Source organism: Marilutibacter penaei (assembly GCF_014145395.1).
Lineage (GTDB): Bacteria > Pseudomonadota > Gammaproteobacteria > Xanthomonadales > Xanthomonadaceae > Marilutibacter > Marilutibacter penaei.
Genome location: NZ_JACHTE010000001.1, coordinates 86,098 through 102,740 on the forward strand (window position 1 = coordinate 86,098; position 16,643 = coordinate 102,740).

The window sequence follows — 16,643 nt, forward strand, 5'->3', positions numbered from 1 at the left end:
CGACAACTTCGTCGATTTTGCGGCGAACTCCTAGACAGCGGTCCGGCCATCGCGCACACTCCCGGCCTTCGAAGGCGAACACGGCCCGAATGGCACACCTGCTGGCCCTGCACGGCCCCAACCTCAACCTGCTCGGCACCCGCGAGCCCGGCATCTACGGCGCCACCACGCTCGCCGAGATCGATGCCGACCTCGCCCGCCGGGCCGAGGCGGCCGGGCACCGGCTGGAAAGCTTCCAGTCCAATGCCGAGCATGCCCTGGTAGACCGCGTGCAGGCCGCGCGCGGCCAGGTCGACTTCATCCTGCTCAACCCGGCCGCCTTCACCCACACCTCGGTCGCCCTGCGCGATGCGCTGGCGGCAGTGTCGATCCCCTTCATCGAGATCCACCTGTCAAACCCGCATGCGCGGGAGCCGTTCCGGCACACCAGCTATTTCTCCGACCTCGCCACCGGCGTGGTCTGTGGCTTCGGCGCGGACAGCTATCGCTACGCACTGGACGCCGCCCTGCGCCGGCTCGACGCCGTCCAGGCGCACTGAATCCTGCCCCGGCCGGGGCACCCGACAACCCAGAGAGGCCCGATCCATGGACCTGCGAAAGATCAAGAAACTCATCGACCTGCTCGAGGAATCCAACCTCGCCGAGATCGAGATCAAGGAAGGCGAAGAGTCCGTCCGTCTGGCGCGCACGCCGAAGGGCGGCGTGCCCATGGCCGCGCCGGTACCGCACACCGTCCACGTCCCGGCCGCCCCAGCTGCCGCGCCCATGGGCGCCCCCGCCGCGGAGCCGGCCGGCGAGGCGCTGCCGGACGGGCACGTGGTCCGCTCGCCGATGGTCGGGACCTTCTATGCGTCCCCGGCCCCGGACAAGCCCGCCTTCGTCAGCGCCGGCCAGAGCATCGGCGCGGGCGAGACCCTCGGCATCATCGAGGCGATGAAGATGTTCAACCCGATCGAGGCCGACGTGGCCGGCACCGTCGTCAAGATCCTGGTCGAGAACGGCCAGCCGGTCGAGTTCGACCAGCCGCTGTTCGTGATCGCCTGAGGCCGGGCCGATGCTGGACAAGGTCGTAATCGCCAACCGGGGTGAGATCGCGCTGCGCGTCCTGCGCGCGTGCCACGCCCTGGGCATCCGCACGGTCGCGGTGCACTCCACCGTCGACCGCAACCTCAAGCACGTGGCCATGGCCGACGAGTCGGTCTGCATCGGGCCGGCGCCCTCGCCGGAGAGCTACCTCAACATGGCGCAGATCATCGCCGCCGCCGAGGTCACCGACGCCCAGGCCATCCATCCCGGTTACGGCTTCCTGTCGGAGAACGCCGACTTCGCCGAGCGCGTGGAGGAATCGGGCTTCGTCTTCATCGGCCCCAAGGCCGAGACCATCCGCCTGATGGGCGACAAGGTCGAGGCGATCCGCGCGATGAAGGAGGCCGGCGTGCCCTGCGTGCCCGGCAGCGGCGGTCCGCTCGGCGACGACGCCGACACCAACGCGAAGATCGCGCGCGAAATCGGCTACCCGGTCATCGTCAAGGCGGCGGGTGGCGGCGGCGGGCGCGGCATGCGCGTGGTCCACACCGAGGCGCACCTGCACAACGCCGTGCAGACCACCAAGACCGAGGCCAAGGCGGCGTTCGGCAACGACATGGTCTACATGGAGAAGTTCCTGGAGAACCCGCGCCACGTGGAAATCCAGGTACTGGCCGACGGCCAGGGCAACGCGATCCACCTGGGCGAGCGCGACTGCTCGATGCAGCGCCGCCACCAGAAGGTCGTCGAGGAGGCCCCGGCGCCGGGCATCACGCCCGAACAGCGCGCGGAGATCGGCAAGGTCTGCGTCGAGGCCTGCATCCGCATCGGCTACCGCGGCGCCGGCACGTTCGAGTTCCTGTACGAGAACGGCCGCTTCTACTTCATCGAAATGAACACCCGCATCCAGGTCGAGCACCCGGTCACCGAGATGGTCACCGGCGTCGACCTGATCCGCGAGCAGCTCAACATCGCCGCGGGCAACACACTCAGCCTGACCCAGGACGACATCGTGCTGGAAGGCCATGCGATCGAGTGCCGCATCAATGCCGAGGACCCGGAGAGCTTCCTGCCGAGCCCTGGCCTGATCCAGCACTTCCACGCGCCGGGCGGCCCGGGCGTGCGCGTCGACAGCCATATCTACGAAGGCTACCGCGTGCCGCCGAACTACGACTCGATGATCGGCAAGCTGATCGTGCACGGGCCCGACCGCGAGACCGCGATCGCGCGCATGCGCGTGGCGCTGAGCGAGATGGTCGTCGACGGCATCAAGACCAACATCCCGCTGCAGCAGCGCATCCTCGCCGACCTCGGGTTCCAGCAGGGTGGCCAGAACATCCATTACCTGGAAAAGCGCCTGAAGGAGCAGAAGGAAAAGGCGCTGTCGATCGTCTGACGCCATGCCCTTCCTCGAACTCACCCTGCCCTGCACCGAAGCCCAGCAGCCGCGCTACGAGCGCGCGCTGGAGGACGTCGGCGCGCTCGCGGTGACGCTGGCCGATGCCCATGCCGACGCGCCGGACGAGCAGGCGATCTTCGAGCCGGGCGTCGGCCAGACCCCGCTATGGGGCGAGATGGTGCTGACCGCGCTGTTCCCCGGCGATACGCCGTCCGAACTGCTGTTGCATGCGCTGGCCGCGCACGACGAAGGCCTCGACTGGTCGCGCGCGCGCTTCCGCGAGGTCGAGGACCAGGATTGGGAGCGCGCATGGATGGACCAGTACGCGCCGCTGAAATTCGGCGCGCGGACCTGGATCGTGCCGTGGAACCATGCGCTGCCCGAGGGCGCCGACGCCGACGACGCCGCGGTGGTGCGCCTCGATCCGGGGCTCGCGTTCGGTTCGGGCACGCACCCGACCACCGCGCTGTGCCTGCAGTGGCTGGACGCCCTGGCCGGGGAGGGCCAGGTCGCCGGTCGCGATGTCCTCGACTTCGGCTGCGGCTCGGGCATCCTGGCGCTCGCCGCGCTGAAGCTCGGTGCGGTGCGCGCGGTCGGCATCGACAACGACCCGCAGGCGGTCGCGGCGACGCTGGACAACGCGCAGCGCAATGGTGTCGAGGACCGGATGTCGGTGCACCTGCCCGGCGACGCCCCGACCGGGACCTACCCGGTCGTGGTCGCGAACATCCTCGCCTCGGCGCTGATCGAACTGGCCGACGTCATCGGCGAACAGGTGGCGCCCGGTGGCCAACTGGCACTGTCCGGCATCCTCGCGGGCCAGGAGGACGACGTCATCGCCGTCTATGCCGCGCGCTTCGACGACCTGCGGGCGGAACGGCTCGAGGACTGGATCCGCGTCACCGGGGTCCGCCGGGGCTGAACCACGGCCTGCGGTTCCGCAGCGCGGCTCCGGTTGCTTACACTCGACCCCATGTTCGTTCCCTGCCCTCACTGTGGCTTCCTGATCGCGCAGGCCTCCGGTGCCGACGCGGCGCGCTGCCCGCGATGCCAGCGCATGACGGATGACACCGCGCCCGAGTCCACGCCGGTGCCCCACGGCGATCCGGTATCGGGATCGGCCCCCGACGCGCCCGCTGCCGCCCCTGACCGCGTGGCACCGCCGTCCGCGGAAGCACCGCCGCCCCCGGACAGCCGGTCCAGCGCGCCTCCACCGCGACGCGGAGGCCCCAGCTTCACCCGGGTCCGCATCGACCCGCTCGCCACCTCCCCGCGTTGGCCGGCCTGGCTGGCGCTGGGCACGCTTGCCCTGCTGCTCGCCCTGCAACTGCTGCTCGCACAGCGCGCCGAACTGGCCGCGCGCGCCGGCTGGCGCCCACTGCTGCTGGCCACCTGCACGGTTTTTCGCTGCACGCTGCCGCCCTGGCACGAGCCAGAGGCATTCACCATGCTCGACCGCAGCGTGCGACCCGTCCCCGGCCAACCCGGCCTGCTGAGGATCAATGCCAGTTTCCGCAACGATGCGCGCTGGCCGCAGGCCTGGCCGACCCTGGTCCTGAGCCTGTCCGACGCCGACGGCCGGCAGGCCGGCCAGCGTGCCTTCAAGCCGGACGAGTACCGTCCCGGGGAGGCCCAGGGCACCCTCGCCCCGGAACAGAGCACGACCGTCGCCTTCGAAGTGGTGGAGCCGGCCGCCCACATCGTGGCCTATACCTTCGAGTTCCGCTGACACGCTGCCCCGAATGTGAACCCCTGCTGTATTTCGGCCGGGACACTCGCGCTAGACTGCTTCGTCCGTCCTTTGCCCCACTGCACGCCGTGCCGGGTGACTCCGGACGGGCCGTCGTACAGGGGACCCGATTTGAACGCTGCCACCGACCGAACCACCGATACCGCCCGCTCCGGCCCGCGCGTGCCCTTGCGCGACCACGTGGCGACGTCCATCCGACGCTTCCTCGGCGACCTGGACGGGTGCGACACCGAGAACCTCTACGAGATCGCCCTGCGCGAACTCGAGATCCCGTTGCTCGCCGAGGTGATGCAGCACTGCGAAGGCAACCAGAGCCGCGCCGCGGCGATGCTCGGCATCCACCGCGCGACGCTGCGCAAGAAGCTGCGCGAGTACGGCCTGGCCTGACCCGCCCCGCGCGTGGCCGGGTGCCACGCCGCCGCCATCGGGAACGGATGCAGGGGCCCCGGTATAATCGCCGGCTCCCCTCGTCCCGCACCCGCATCCCGATGACCGCTGCCCAGACTCCCGGCGCCGTAACGATCCGCCGCGCCCTGCTGTCCGTGTCCGACAAGACCGGCCTGATCGAACTCGCCACCGCCCTCGCGGGCCTGGGCGTCGAACTGCTGTCGACCGGCGGCACCGCGAAGGCGATCCGCGACGCCGGCCTGGCGGTGAAGGACGTCAGCGACGTCACCGGCTTCCCGGAAATGATGGACGGCCGCGTCAAGACGCTGCACCCGCTCGTGCACGGTGGCCTGCTGGGCCGCGCCGGTACCGACGACGCGGTCATGGCCGAGCACGGCATCGGTGCCATCGACCTGCTGGTGCTGAACCTCTACCCGTTCGAGTCCGTCACGATGCGCGCCGACTGCACGCTGGCCGACGCGGTCGAGAACATCGACATCGGCGGCCCCGCCATGCTGCGCAGCGCGGCGAAGAACTTCGCCCGCGTCGCCGTCGCCACCGATCCGGCCCAGTACGCGTCGCTGCTGGACGCGCTCAAGGCCAACGGCGGCGCGCTGTCGGCTGAGAAGCGCTTCGAACTGTCGGTCGCCGCCTTCAACCGCGTGGCCCAGTACGACGCCGCGATCAGCAACTACCTGTCCTCGGTCACCGACACCTCGGGCGACCTGCCATCGCGCACGGCGTTCTCGACCCAGGCCAACGGCAGCTTCGTGAAGGTCATGGACCTGCGCTACGGCGAGAACCCGCACCAGCAGGCGGCGTTCTACCGCGACCTGTACCCGGCGCCCGGCTCGCTGGCGACCTTCGAGCAGCTGCAGGGGAAGGAGCTGAGCTACAACAACATCGCCGACAGCGACGCGGCCTGGGAGTGTGTACGCCAGTTCGACGCGCCGGCCTGCGTGATCGTCAAGCACGCCAACCCCTGCGGCGTCGCGGTGGGCGTGGCCTGTGGCGATGCCTACGAGCTCGCCTACGCCACCGATCCGACCAGCGCGTTCGGCGGCATCCTCGCCTTCAACACGCCGCTCGATGGCGCGACCTGCAAGGCCATCCTCGACCGCCAGTTCGTCGAGGTGCTGATCGCCCCCGACTACGACGCCGAGGCGCTGGCCTACGCGAAGAAGAAGGCCAACGTGCGCGTGCTGCGCATTCCGCTGGCGCCGCCGTCGCCGGGCTTCATCGACACCAAGCGGATCGGCTCCGGCCTGCTGATGCAGACCGCCGATGCCCGCGTGGTCACCCGCGATGAGCTCAAGGTGGTGACGAAGCTCGCACCGACCGACGCGCAGTTCGAGGACCTGCTGTTCGCCTGGAAGGTCGCCAAGTTCGTCAAGTCGAACGCGATCGTCTATGCGAAGGACCACCGCACCATCGGTGTCGGCGCCGGCCAGATGAGCCGGGTTTATTCCGCGCGCATCGCCGGCATCAAGGCCGCCGACGCCGACCTGGTCGTCGAGGGCTCGGTGATGGCCTCGGATGCGTTCTTCCCGTTCCGCGACGGCATCGACGCCGCCGCCGCCGCCGGCATCAAGGCGGTGATCCAGCCGGGCGGTTCGATGCGCGACAACGAAGTGATTGCCGCCGCCGACGAACACGGCATCGCGATGGTGTTCACCGGCGTTCGCCACTTCAGGCATTGATGCCTGCAGGGTCGATGACACGTCCGGCTGCATTGCCCCCTGAGTCAGGGGGCGATTCGCACCGCAGGTGCGAATGGGGGTCTGGAGCCGCCTTGACGGGGCCCGAAATCCGCACCGCGGATTTTGGGGTTCACCAAGCGGCGCTTGGTGAACGTCAGCCCTGACTCAGGGGGCTCAACTCGGTCATGATGTCGAGCATGGATATCTCCGTTGTTTTCTGGCTGCTGGCCGGCCTGGTCGTCCTGGTCGGCGGTGCCGAACTGCTGGTGCGCGGGGCCTCGCGGATCGCGCTGGCCACCGGGCTGTCGTCGCTGGTGGTCGGCCTGACCGTGGTCGCCATGGGCACGAGTTCGCCGGAACTGGCGATCAGCATCGGCGCGGCGTTGCAGGGCTCGCCCGACATCGCGCTGGGCAACGTGGTCGGCAGCAACATCGTCAACGTGCTGCTGGTGCTGGGCATCTCGGCGCTGATCGTGCCGCTGGTGGTCGCGCGCCAGTTGATCTGGCTCGACGTGCCGGTCCTGGTCGGCGTGTCCGCGCTGGCCTGGCTGATGGCGGCCGACGGCGAACTCTCGCGCGCCAATGGCGCCCTGCTCGTCGTCGGTGGTGTCACCTACACCGTCCTGCTGGTGTGGCTGGCCCGGCGCGAGAAGGACGCCGGCGATGCCGCGCCCGCACCGCCCAAGCGCCCGCTGTGGTTCAACATCGGCATGCTGGTGGTCGGCCTGGGCCTGCTGGTGCTGGGTGCGCGCTGGCTGGTCGACTCGGCGGTCACCATCGCGCAGGCGATGGGCATCAGCGAGCTGGTGATCGGGCTGACCGTGATCGCCATCGGCACCTCGCTGCCGGAGATCGCCACCTCCATCCTCGCCACGCTGCGCGGTGAGCGCGACATCGCCGCCGGCAACGTGATCGGCAGCGGCATCTACAACCTGCTGCTGGTGCTGGGCGCGACCGCGCTGGTCTCGCCGACCGGCATCGACGTCAGCCGCGCCGCGCTGCACTTCGACCTGCCGGTGATGGTCGCCACCGCGGTCGCCTGCCTGCCGATCTTCTTCACCGGGCACCTGATCGCCCGCTGGGAAGGCGCGCTGTTCCTCGGCTACTACGTCGCCTACGCGACCTACCTGCTGCTGGACAGCACCGGCCACGCCGCGCTGGACGGCTTCAGCCACGCCATGACCTGGTTCGTGATCCCGCTGACCGTGGTGACGCTGGCGGTGGTCACCACCCGCGCGCTGCACCACCGACGCCAGGGGCGCTGAACCTCAGCGCCAGATCTCGCCGTCCACCCCGCGCGCCAGGCCGGGGTGCTCGCCGATGACGAAGCGCGGCGCGGCGCCGCCCTTCAGCTGCCGCTCGTAGTCGCGGGTCAGCCGCACCACCACGCCCGACAGCAGCACGATCGCGACCAGGTTGATCGTCGCCATGATCGCCATCGACGCGTCGGCCGCGTCCCACACCAACTGCACCTTCGAATACACGCCCCAGACGATCACCGCCAGCGTCGCCAGCCGCAGCGCGAGCAGGCTGCCGCGCCCGCCGCCGAGGTAGACCAGATTGGCCTCGGCGTAGGAATAGTTGCCCAGGATGGTGGTGAAGGCGAAGAAGAACATCGCCACCGCGACGAAGCCCGCGCCCCAGTCGCCGAGGAACACCGTCATCGCCGCCTGCGTGACCTGCACGCCGTCGCCCTCCGCGCCGACGCCCGCCAGCAGGATGATCACGCCCGTGGCCGTGCACAGCAGCAGGGTGTCGATGAACACCCCCAGCCCCTGCACCAGCCCCTGGCTGGCCGGATGGTGCGGCACCGGCGTCACCGCGGCGGCCACGTTCGGTGCGCTGCCCATGCCGGCCTCGTTCGAATACAGACCGCGCTTCACGCCCTGCAGCATGGCCACGCTCAGCGCCCCGAGCAGGCCGCCCGCGGCGGCGTCGAGGCCGAACGCGCTGCGCACCACCAGCATGAGCACTTCGGGCACCTGTGGCAGGCGCGTCACCAGCACCCAGCCCGCCAGCAACAGGTAGGCGATCGCCATGAAGGGCACCACCCACTGCGCAAAACGGGCGACCGAACGCAGGCCACCGAAGATCACCGCCGCCGCCAGCAGCACCAGCCCGGTCGCCACCGTCGCGCGCCCCAGCCCGAACGCACCGTCCAGCGCTTGTGCCATGGCGTTGGCGTGCACGCTGGAGAAGATCAGCCCGTAGCTGAGCAGCAGCGCCAGTGCGAAGGCCACGCCCATCCAACGATGGCCGAGGCCGCGCGTCATGTAGTAGGACGGGCCACCGCGGAACTGGCCGTCCTCGCCGCGCTCCTTGTACAGCTGCGCGAGCGCGCTCTCGGCATAGGCCGTGGCCATGCCGACGACCGCCGTGCACCACATCCAGAACAGCGCGCCCGGGCCGCCCAGCCCCAGCGCGATCGCCACGCCCGCCAGGTTGCCGGTGCCGACCCGCGCCGCCAGGCTGGTGCACAGCGCCTGGAACGGCGAGATGCCGCTGGCATCCGCATGGGTGCCGCGTGCCACCAGCGCCAGCATGTGCGGGAACAACCGCAGCTGCAGGCCGCGCAGGCGCAGGGTGAAGTACAGGCCGACCGCGAGCAGGCCATAGACCAGCACGTAGCCCCACAGCACCCCGTTGATGGCACCGATCACCGGCGCCAGCACCGCCTCGATCACGTCGAGCACTGCATCCATCGTCCGCACGTACCGGCCTGCGCCCCACGGGCAACGCGGTCGATGGTAACAGTGCGCCCCGGATCGGCCCGCGATGCGCCGTTTCCGCAACCTCCCGTAAAATCCGTGTTCCCAGTTACACGTCCAGGCCAGGAGTGCCCATGAAAGTCCTTGTGATCGGTTCCGGCGGCCGCGAGCACGCCCTCGCCTGGAAGCTGGCGCAGTCGCCGCGCGTCGACGAAGTGCTGGTGGCCCCCGGCAACGCCGGCACCGCCACCGAGACCGGCTGCCGCAACGTCGACGTCGCCGCGACCGACCTCGAGGGCCTGCTGTCACTGGCCCGCGACGAGGGCATCGGCCTGACCGTGGTCGGCCCCGAAGTCCCGCTGGTCGCGGGCGTGGTCGATCGCTTCCGCGAGGCCGGGATGCGCATCTTCGGACCGACCGCCGCCGCCGCACAGCTCGAAGGCAGCAAGGCCTTCGCCAAGGATTTCCTTGCCCGCCACGGCATCCCGACCGCGCACTACGCGGTGTTCACCCAGGCCGAGGACGCACTGGAATACATCCGCGAGAAGGGCGCGCCGATCGTGATCAAGGCCGACGGCCTGGCCGCCGGCAAGGGCGTGATCGTCGCCATGAGCGAGGCCGAGGCCGAAGCCGCCGTCACCGACATGCTGTCCGAATACGCATTCGGCCAGGCCGGCGCGCGCGTCGTGATCGAGGAGTTCCTTGATGGCGAAGAGGCGAGCTTCATCGCCATGGTCGACGGCCACACCGCCCTGCCGATGGCCACCAGCCAGGACCACAAGCGCGTCGGCGACGGCGACACCGGCCCGAACACCGGAGGCATGGGCGCCTACTCGCCCGCGCCGGTGGTCACGCCCGAAATCCACGACCGCATCATGCGCGAGGTGATCGAGCCGACCGTGCGCGGCATGGCGACCGACGGCGCGCCGTTCACCGGCTTCCTCTACGCGGGCCTGATGATCGACAAGGATGGCGCTCCGAAGGTCATCGAGTTCAACGTGCGCTTCGGCGACCCGGAGACCCAGCCGATCATGCTGCGCCTGCGCTCCGACCTGGCCGAGCTGGTCGAGGCCGCGATCGACGGCGCACTCGCCGGCCGTGAGGTCGACTGGGACCCGCGCGCCTCGCTCGGCGTGGTGATGGCGGCCGAGGGCTACCCGAACAAGCCGCGCACCGGCGACACCATCGGCAGTTGGGACACACCGGACGTCGAGGGCGCCAAAGTGTTCCATGCCGGCACGAAGCTGGAAGGCGACCACGTCGTCACCGCCGGCGGCCGCGTGCTCTGCGTCTGCGCGCTGGGCGATACCGTCGCCGAAGCCCAGAAGAACGCCTATGCCGAAGTCGCCGGCATCTCCTGGCACGGCGAATTCCACCGCCACGACATCGGCTGGCGCGCGATCGAACGCGAACGGGGCTGAGTCTCCCCAAGCCCAACCGGGGCGACCCGCGCGATGGCGCGGGTTGCAACCGCCAAAACCGGCACTGGCTCACAGTTCCCTGATCTGCCACCATGAGGGGGCAGTATCGGCACAACCGGATCGGTTGCTGCCGCCACATCACAGGGGATCCAGATGTTCTTGAAGACGTTGCGCGCCCGGAAGGGCGACGCCGGCGGTGTGCGTTCGCGCGCCGGTGGCACCGAGCCCAAGTCCCGCGTGTCGCACAGGCTCGCTTCGGCGGCGCTGCTGCTGCTCGCCGGCCTTGGCCTGGCCTCGCCGGCCACGGCCCAGGTGATGACGATCACCGGCGCGTCGCCCGGCTACTACACCGGGCCCGGCCAGACGATCACCTTCCAGGCCACGTTCGGCAGCTCGAACGCGGTGACCAGCGCGATCGTCCTCCAGAACATGAGCCGCACCGTGGGGCCGCTGAACTGCGCGGGCCTGCCGCTGGATCCGGGCGGCAGCACCACCTGTACGTTCACCTACGTCACGACTGCCTCGGACACCTGGGGCATCGACATGTTCGGTGGCTTCACGGCGACCAGCAACGGCGTTCCGCGCAGCGGACAGATCAATCGCTACGTGGTCCCCTACGGCAACACGCCCCCGCAGGCGCAGGCCTTCGCGATGGTGTCGAGCGTCACCGAGAACGGCGGCCAGCCGCTGCGATTCCAGGTCGGCCTGGACAAGCTGGCGGCCACTCCCGTCACCTTGAACTACAGCCTGGGCGGCACCGCCACCGCAGGCAGCGACTACGCGCCGCCCAGCGGCACGGTCACGCTGCCGCTGGGTGCGATGAACTGGGAAGTCGTCATCAACCCGATCGGTGATGCGACCTACGAGCCCGACGAAACCGTCGTGCTCACCGTGACGCCGGGCACCGGCTACGGGACCGGTCCGTTCTCCAGCGCCACCGGCACCATCGTCAACGACGACGCGCAGCCGCTGCCACGCCTGACGATCGACGACGTGACGGGGACCGAAGGCAATGCCGGCACCACACCCTTTACGTTCACCGTGACCCTGGATGCGCCTGCGCCGGCCGGTGGCGTCTCCTTCGACATCACGACAGCGGACAGCGCCGCGCGCGCGGGCAGCGATTACGTGGCAAACACCCAGACCGGCATGTCCATTCCGGCGGGCAGTACCAGCGGCACCTTCACCGTGCTGGCCAACGGCGATACCTTGAACGAAGCCGACGAAGCGTTCCTCGTCAACATCAGCAACGCCACGGGCGCGACGATCTGGGACAGCCAGGGCCGGGGCACGATCACCAACGACGATCCCCTTCCGAGCGTGTCGATCGACGATACCAGCGTGATCGAAGGCCACGCCGGCACCACGCCGGTGAACGTCACCGTGCGCCTGTCCGCCCCCAGCGGCCAGGTCGTGACGGTCAACTACGCGGGCAGCAACGACACCGCGTGGGCCGGGGACGACTACGTCGGCTTCAGCGGCGTGCTGAGTTTCGCCCCGGGACAGACGACGGACACGATCACCGCGCTCGTGAACGGCGACACCGTGCATGAGAGCGACGAGACGTTCTACGTCACCCTGTCCGGACCGGCGAACGCGACGATCGCCGACAACACCGCGACCGTCACCATCCTCAACGACGACCTCACCCCGCAGACCATCACCTTCGACAACCCGGGCGCGCAGGACTTCGGCACCACGCCGACGCTGAGCGCCAGCGCCAGCTCGGGCCTGACCGTCTTCTTCTCGTCGGCCACCCCGGGCATCTGCACGATCACCACGGGCGGCGCGCTGACGTTCTACAGCGCAGGCACCTGCACCATCCGTGCGGAGCAGCCGGGCGACGCGACCCATGCGCCGGCCCCGGTGGTGAACCAGTCGTTCAACGTGGACGCGGTCGTGCCGGGCGTCACGATCATCGGCACCGCGACGGCCGGCGATGGCGAGGCCACGGTCACGTTCACCCCGCCCGCCTCCAACGGCGGCGCGGCGATCACCTCGTACACGGTCATCTCGAGCCCGGGCGCCATCCTGGCCACCGGCGCGGGCAGCCCGCTCACCGTCACCGGCCTGACCAACGGCGAGACCTATACCTTCACGGTGCAAGCCAGCAACAGCGCCGGCAACGGCCTGGCATCCGCCGCGTCGAACGCCGTCACCCCGTCTGCGCCGATGTCGCTTGCCCCGACCACGCTGCCGGGCACGACCGTCGGCGTCGGCTACAGCCAGGCGCTCAGTGTCAGCGGCGGCGTCGCGCCGTACAGCTTCGCGATCACCGCCGGCGCGTTGCCCGCGGGCCTCGTGCTGGACACCAGCGGCGTGCTCAGTGGCACCGCGACCGCGGGCGGCACCTTCAACTTCACCGTGACCGCCACCGACAGCGTCACCGCCCCGGCCCCGAACACGGGCAGCCGCGCCTACTCGCTGACGGTCGATGCGCCGCTCATCGCGGTGCAGCCGGCCACGTTGGCAACGGGCACGGTGGGCACCGCCTACACGGCGTCGATGACGGCCAGCGGGGGGACCGCCCCGCATGCCTTCGCCGTGACCGCAGGCCTGCTGCCGCCCGGCCTCTCGCTCTCCAGCGGGGGCGCGCTCGGCGGCTCGCCCACGGCCGCCGGCACCTTCAACTTCACCGTCACCGCCACCGACAACAGCACCGGCAGCGGTCCGTTCACGGGTTCGCAGGCCTACTCGGTCTCGATCACCAACGCGGTGCCGGTCGCCCATGACAGCACCACCACGGTGCCCTACGACGTATCGGGCGTGATCGCGCTGGATATCGATGGCGTCGTCGACACCGTGGCGATCGCCACCGCGCCGGCGCACGGCACGGTTTCGCTGTCCGGGACGACGGCCACCTACACGCCGTCGACCGGCTTTGCCGGCAGTGACAGCTTCAGCTTCACCGCGACCAACGATGGGGGCACCTCGGCCCCGGCCACGGTGTCGATCACGGTCGGCGGCCCGGTGATCTCCGTCACCGCGGGCAGCGGCCTGGCCGCACAGGCCGGTATTCCTTACACCCAGACCTTCACCTGGGCGGGCGGCCGCGCGCCGTTCTCCGGCTTCCAGGTCAGCGGCCTGCCCGCCGGCCTGTCGGTCACGGCCACCACCGCGACCAGCGCCACCGTGTCCGGCACCCCGACCGAGGCCGGCAACTTCGGCCTGGTCGCCTCGGCGGCCGATTCGAGCACCGGCGACGGGCCGTTCACCGGTACCGGCGCGTTCACCCTCGAGGTGTCCGCCCCGTCGCTGGCCCTCGCGCCGGGCGCGTCGAGCTTCAACGCCGGTTACGACACCGCGTTCTCGCAGGCCTTCACCGCCACGGGCGGCGTCGGTCCGTACAGCTATGCGCTCAGCGGTGCGCTGCCGGCCGGCATGGCCTTCAGCGGTGACACCCTGTCGGGCGCGCCGACCGCACCGGGCAGCTACCCGATCACCGTGACCGCCACCGATACCGGCTCGACCGGCGTCGGCGCACCGTTCACCGTGGCCGTGAGCTACACCCTGGTGGTCGCGGCTCCAACCATCACCCTCGACCCGGCCACGCTGGCCGCCGGCACCGCCGGCCAGGCCTATGCCGCCACCGTGTCGGCCGCCGGCGGTACTGCGCCGTACACCTTCGCGGTGTCGGCCGGCCGCCTGCCGGCCGGCGTGTCGCTGGCCACCGACGGCACGCTGTCGGGCACCCCGACCGAGGCCGGCAGCTTCAGCCTGACCGTCACCGCGACCGACGCGCACGGCCAGACCGGCTCGCAGGTCCATGCGCTGGAGATCATGGCCCCGGCCCTGGCCCTCGCACCGGGCGCATCGAGCTTCAATTCCGGCTATGACACCGCGTTCTCGCAGGCCTTCACCGCCAGCGGTGGCGTCGGTCCCTACAGCTATGCCCTCGGCGGTGCGCTGCCGGCCGGCATGGCCTTCAGCGGCGACACCCTGTCGGGCGCGCCGACCGCACCGGGCAGCTACCCGATCACCGTGACCGCCACCGATACCGGCTCGACCGGCGTGGGCGCACCGTTCACCGTGGCCGTGAGCTACACCCTGGTGGTCGCGGCCCCGACCATCACCCTCGACCCGGCCACGCTGGCCACCGGCACCGCTGGCCAGGCCTATGCCGCCACCGTGTCGGCCACCGGCGGTACCGCGCCGTACACCTTCGCGGTGTCGGCCGGCCGCCTGCCGAGCGGCGTGTCGCTGGCCACCGACGGCACGCTGTCGGGCACCCCGACCGAGGCCGGCAGCTTCAGCCTCACGGTCATCGCGACCGATGCGCACGGCCAGACCGGCTCGCAGGTCCATGCGCTGGAGATCGCCACGCCGGCGCTCGACGTCACTCCGGGCGTGCTCGAGGCCGTCGTCGCCGGCAGCCCGCTCAACCAGGCGCTGACGATCCACGGCGGCATCGCGCCGTATTCGGTGAGCCTGACCGGCACCCTGCCGCAGGGCGTGCAGTTCGACCGCGACAGCCGCACCTTCAGCGGCCGCCCGGTCGAGTCCGGCACCTTCACCCTGACCCTGACCGTCACCGACAGCACCACCGGCAACAGCGCCACCCTGACCCGCCGCTTCGAGCTGGTGGTGCAGGCCCCGGCGCTGGCGATGACCCCGGCCGCCGGCGACCTGCCGACCGCCGCCGCGGGCGTCGCCTACACGCAGGCCTTCGCGGCCGAAGGCGGCATCGCACCGTACGGCTACGCGCTGGCCAGCGGCACCCTGCCCGCCGGCCTGTCGTTCAACACCGACGGCACGCTGTCCGGCACGCCGACCGAGGCCGGTCGCTTCACCTTCAGCGTGACCGCGACCGACGCCACCGCCGGCACCGCCGGCACCGTGACCCAGGCCTACGCGCTGGACGTGGACGCGCCGACGATCGCGATCGGCCCGGACGCCCTGCCCACCGCCACCTACGGCGTCGACTACGCCGCCGTGTTCCAGGCCGAGGGTGGCACCGCGCCGTACACGTTCGAGGTCACCGGCGGTGCGCTGCCGGCCGGCCTGCAACTGGCCACCGACGGCACGCTGTCGGGCACCCTGCAGGCCGCCGGTGAGTTCAGCTTCGAACTGACCGCGACCGACGCCCTGGGCTTCACCGGCACGCGGGACTATGTGCTGGAGGCCACCGACCGGCCCGACCCGACCCAGGACGCCGAAGTCCGCGGCCTGGTCGACGCCCAGCTGCAGTCGGCCCGCCGCTTCGCGCGCGCCCAGGTCGGCAACTTCCAGCAGCGCCTCGAGCGCCTGCACTCGGGCCAGCGCGGCAATGGCGTCGACAGCAGCGTCAGCGTCGCGATGCAGCGCAGCTGCATGCCTTCGCTGGTGACCGAACCGGGCGACGACTGCGCCCAGCCGATCCCGGCCCCGGCCGGCATGGCGCCCAGCGCCGACGAGACCCCGCTGGGCAGCCAGCAGGCCGCACGCGGCTTCGGTGCCTGGATCGGCGGTTCGATCCGCTCGGGCAGCTTCGACGGCCAGGGCGGTTCCGCGGTGGGCTTCGAGAGCGACGGCCTCAGCGTCGGCTTCGACGTCGACCTTGGCCCGTCCTTCACCCTCGGTGCCGGCCTTGGCTACGGCCGCGACGACAACGAGGTCGGCAACGCCGGCAGCCGCCTGGAAGGCGTCGCCAAGGCCCTCGTCGGCTACGGCAGTTTCCATCCGGGCGAGCACTGGTTCGTCGACGGCCTGGTCGGCTACCAGACGCTGGACTTCGACATGCGCCGCCAGCTCACCGCCGACACCGGCACGGTGCGCGGCCAGCGCGACGGCGACCAGTGGTTCGGCTCGGTGTCGGTCGGTGCCGACCTCGGCGAGGGCAGCTTGCGCTTCACCCCGTACGCCCGCTTCGATGTCACGCGCGGTTCGCTGGATGCGTTCACCGAGACCGGCCACCCGGTTCTCGCGCTGCGCTACGAGGCGATGGACGTGGACGGCAGCACCGGCAACCTCGGCCTGCGCGTCGACTGGCGCCACCGCATCACCCAGGGCTGGCTGCTCCCGCAGCTCCGCGTGGAGTACCAGCGCGAGCTGGAAGGCGGCGGCAATGCGCTGGTGCGTTACGCCGACCTCGCCAGCGGGCCGTTCTACACGCTGTCACCCAGCGGGTTCGACCGTTCGCGCTTCATGCTCGGCCTGGGCCTGGGCTTCGATGGCGACGGCGGCTGGAGCACGCGCGTCGAGTACCGCACGGAAGCGGGCAGCGACGACCAGGACGACCACGGCGTGATGCTCAACCTGCAGAAGGACTACTGA

At 70.6% G+C, this 16,643-nt stretch carries 11 protein-coding genes; 10 read left to right on the forward strand and 1 reads right to left on the reverse strand.

Annotation, left to right across the window (positions count from 1 at the left end; translation table 11 throughout):
• Window positions 1-89: 89 nt before the first annotated feature.
• From aroQ to H4F99_RS00380, 8 genes are all read left to right on the forward strand, one after another.
• The gene (gene aroQ, locus H4F99_RS00345; protein WP_182667728.1) at window positions 90-539 is read left to right on the forward strand and encodes a type II 3-dehydroquinate dehydratase; all 450 of its coding nucleotides are present in this window, start codon (window positions 90-92) and stop codon (window positions 537-539) included.
• 46 nt (window positions 540-585) lie between these two features.
• Complete coding sequence (accB, locus tag H4F99_RS00350; protein WP_182667729.1) at window positions 586-1,044, forward strand: acetyl-CoA carboxylase biotin carboxyl carrier protein; 459 nt, start codon at window positions 586-588, stop codon at window positions 1,042-1,044.
• A gap of 10 nt (window positions 1,045-1,054) precedes the next feature.
• The gene (accC, locus tag H4F99_RS00355; protein WP_182667730.1) at window positions 1,055-2,422 is read left to right on the forward strand and encodes an acetyl-CoA carboxylase biotin carboxylase subunit; all 1,368 of its coding nucleotides are present in this window, start codon (window positions 1,055-1,057) and stop codon (window positions 2,420-2,422) included.
• Between the two features lie 4 nt (window positions 2,423-2,426).
• Window positions 2,427-3,347, forward strand: a complete 921-nt coding sequence (prmA, locus tag H4F99_RS00360; RefSeq protein ID WP_182667731.1) for a 50S ribosomal protein L11 methyltransferase — start codon at window positions 2,427-2,429, stop codon at window positions 3,345-3,347.
• Between the two features lie 135 nt (window positions 3,348-3,482).
• Window positions 3,483-4,154 (forward strand): DUF3426 domain-containing protein, encoded by a 672-nt coding sequence (locus H4F99_RS00365; protein ID WP_182667732.1) that lies wholly within the window; start codon window positions 3,483-3,485, stop codon window positions 4,152-4,154.
• A gap of 132 nt (window positions 4,155-4,286) precedes the next feature.
• Window positions 4,287-4,562, forward strand: coding sequence for a DNA-binding transcriptional regulator Fis (fis, locus tag H4F99_RS00370; RefSeq protein ID WP_182667733.1), 276 nt, complete (start codon window positions 4,287-4,289; stop codon window positions 4,560-4,562).
• A 101-nt stretch (window positions 4,563-4,663) separates the two neighbouring features.
• Window positions 4,664-6,262, forward strand: coding sequence for a bifunctional phosphoribosylaminoimidazolecarboxamide formyltransferase/IMP cyclohydrolase (purH, locus tag H4F99_RS00375; RefSeq protein ID WP_182667734.1), 1,599 nt, complete (start codon window positions 4,664-4,666; stop codon window positions 6,260-6,262).
• A 197-nt stretch (window positions 6,263-6,459) separates the two neighbouring features.
• Entirely contained in the window at window positions 6,460-7,527 is a 1,068-nt protein-coding gene (locus tag H4F99_RS00380) for a calcium/sodium antiporter (RefSeq protein WP_182667735.1), read from the forward strand.
• Window positions 7,528-7,530: 3 nt separating this feature from the next.
• Here the strand turns inward: H4F99_RS00380 and H4F99_RS00385 are convergent, their stop codons facing one another.
• A complete protein-coding gene (locus H4F99_RS00385; RefSeq protein ID WP_220480975.1) occupies window positions 7,531-8,964 on the reverse strand; it encodes an alanine/glycine:cation symporter family protein in 1,434 nt (477 codons plus the stop codon).
• Between the two features lie 140 nt (window positions 8,965-9,104).
• Between H4F99_RS00385 and purD the strand changes: the two genes are divergently transcribed.
• Together purD and H4F99_RS00395 are read left to right on the forward strand one after the other, a co-directional pair.
• On the forward strand, window positions 9,105-10,391 hold the full coding sequence (gene purD / locus H4F99_RS00390) for a phosphoribosylamine--glycine ligase (RefSeq protein WP_182667736.1): 1,287 nt from the start codon (window positions 9,105-9,107) through the stop codon (window positions 10,389-10,391).
• A 159-nt stretch (window positions 10,392-10,550) separates the two neighbouring features.
• A complete protein-coding gene (locus H4F99_RS00395; protein WP_182667737.1) occupies window positions 10,551-16,643 on the forward strand; it encodes a putative Ig domain-containing protein in 6,093 nt (2,030 codons plus the stop codon).

Bases quoted from the DNA above. Each gene is read 5' to 3' on its own strand.
- aroQ (WP_182667728.1), top strand. From the start codon at position 90: ATGGCACACCTGCTGGCCCTGCACGGCCCCAACCTCAACCTGCTCGGC.
- accB (WP_182667729.1), top strand. From the start codon at position 586: ATGGACCTGCGAAAGATCAAGAAACTCATCGACCTGCTCGAGGAATCC.
- accC (WP_182667730.1), top strand. From the start codon at position 1,055: ATGCTGGACAAGGTCGTAATCGCCAACCGGGGTGAGATCGCGCTGCGC.
- prmA (WP_182667731.1), top strand. From the start codon at position 2,427: ATGCCCTTCCTCGAACTCACCCTGCCCTGCACCGAAGCCCAGCAGCCG.
- H4F99_RS00365 (WP_182667732.1), top strand. From the start codon at position 3,483: ATGACGGATGACACCGCGCCCGAGTCCACGCCGGTGCCCCACGGCGAT.
- purH (WP_182667734.1), top strand. From the start codon at position 4,664: ATGACCGCTGCCCAGACTCCCGGCGCCGTAACGATCCGCCGCGCCCTG.
- H4F99_RS00380 (WP_182667735.1), top strand. From the start codon at position 6,460: ATGGATATCTCCGTTGTTTTCTGGCTGCTGGCCGGCCTGGTCGTCCTG.
- H4F99_RS00385 (WP_220480975.1), bottom strand. From the start codon at position 8,964: ATGGATGCAGTGCTCGACGTGATCGAGGCGGTGCTGGCGCCGGTGATC.
- purD (WP_182667736.1), top strand. From the start codon at position 9,105: ATGAAAGTCCTTGTGATCGGTTCCGGCGGCCGCGAGCACGCCCTCGCC.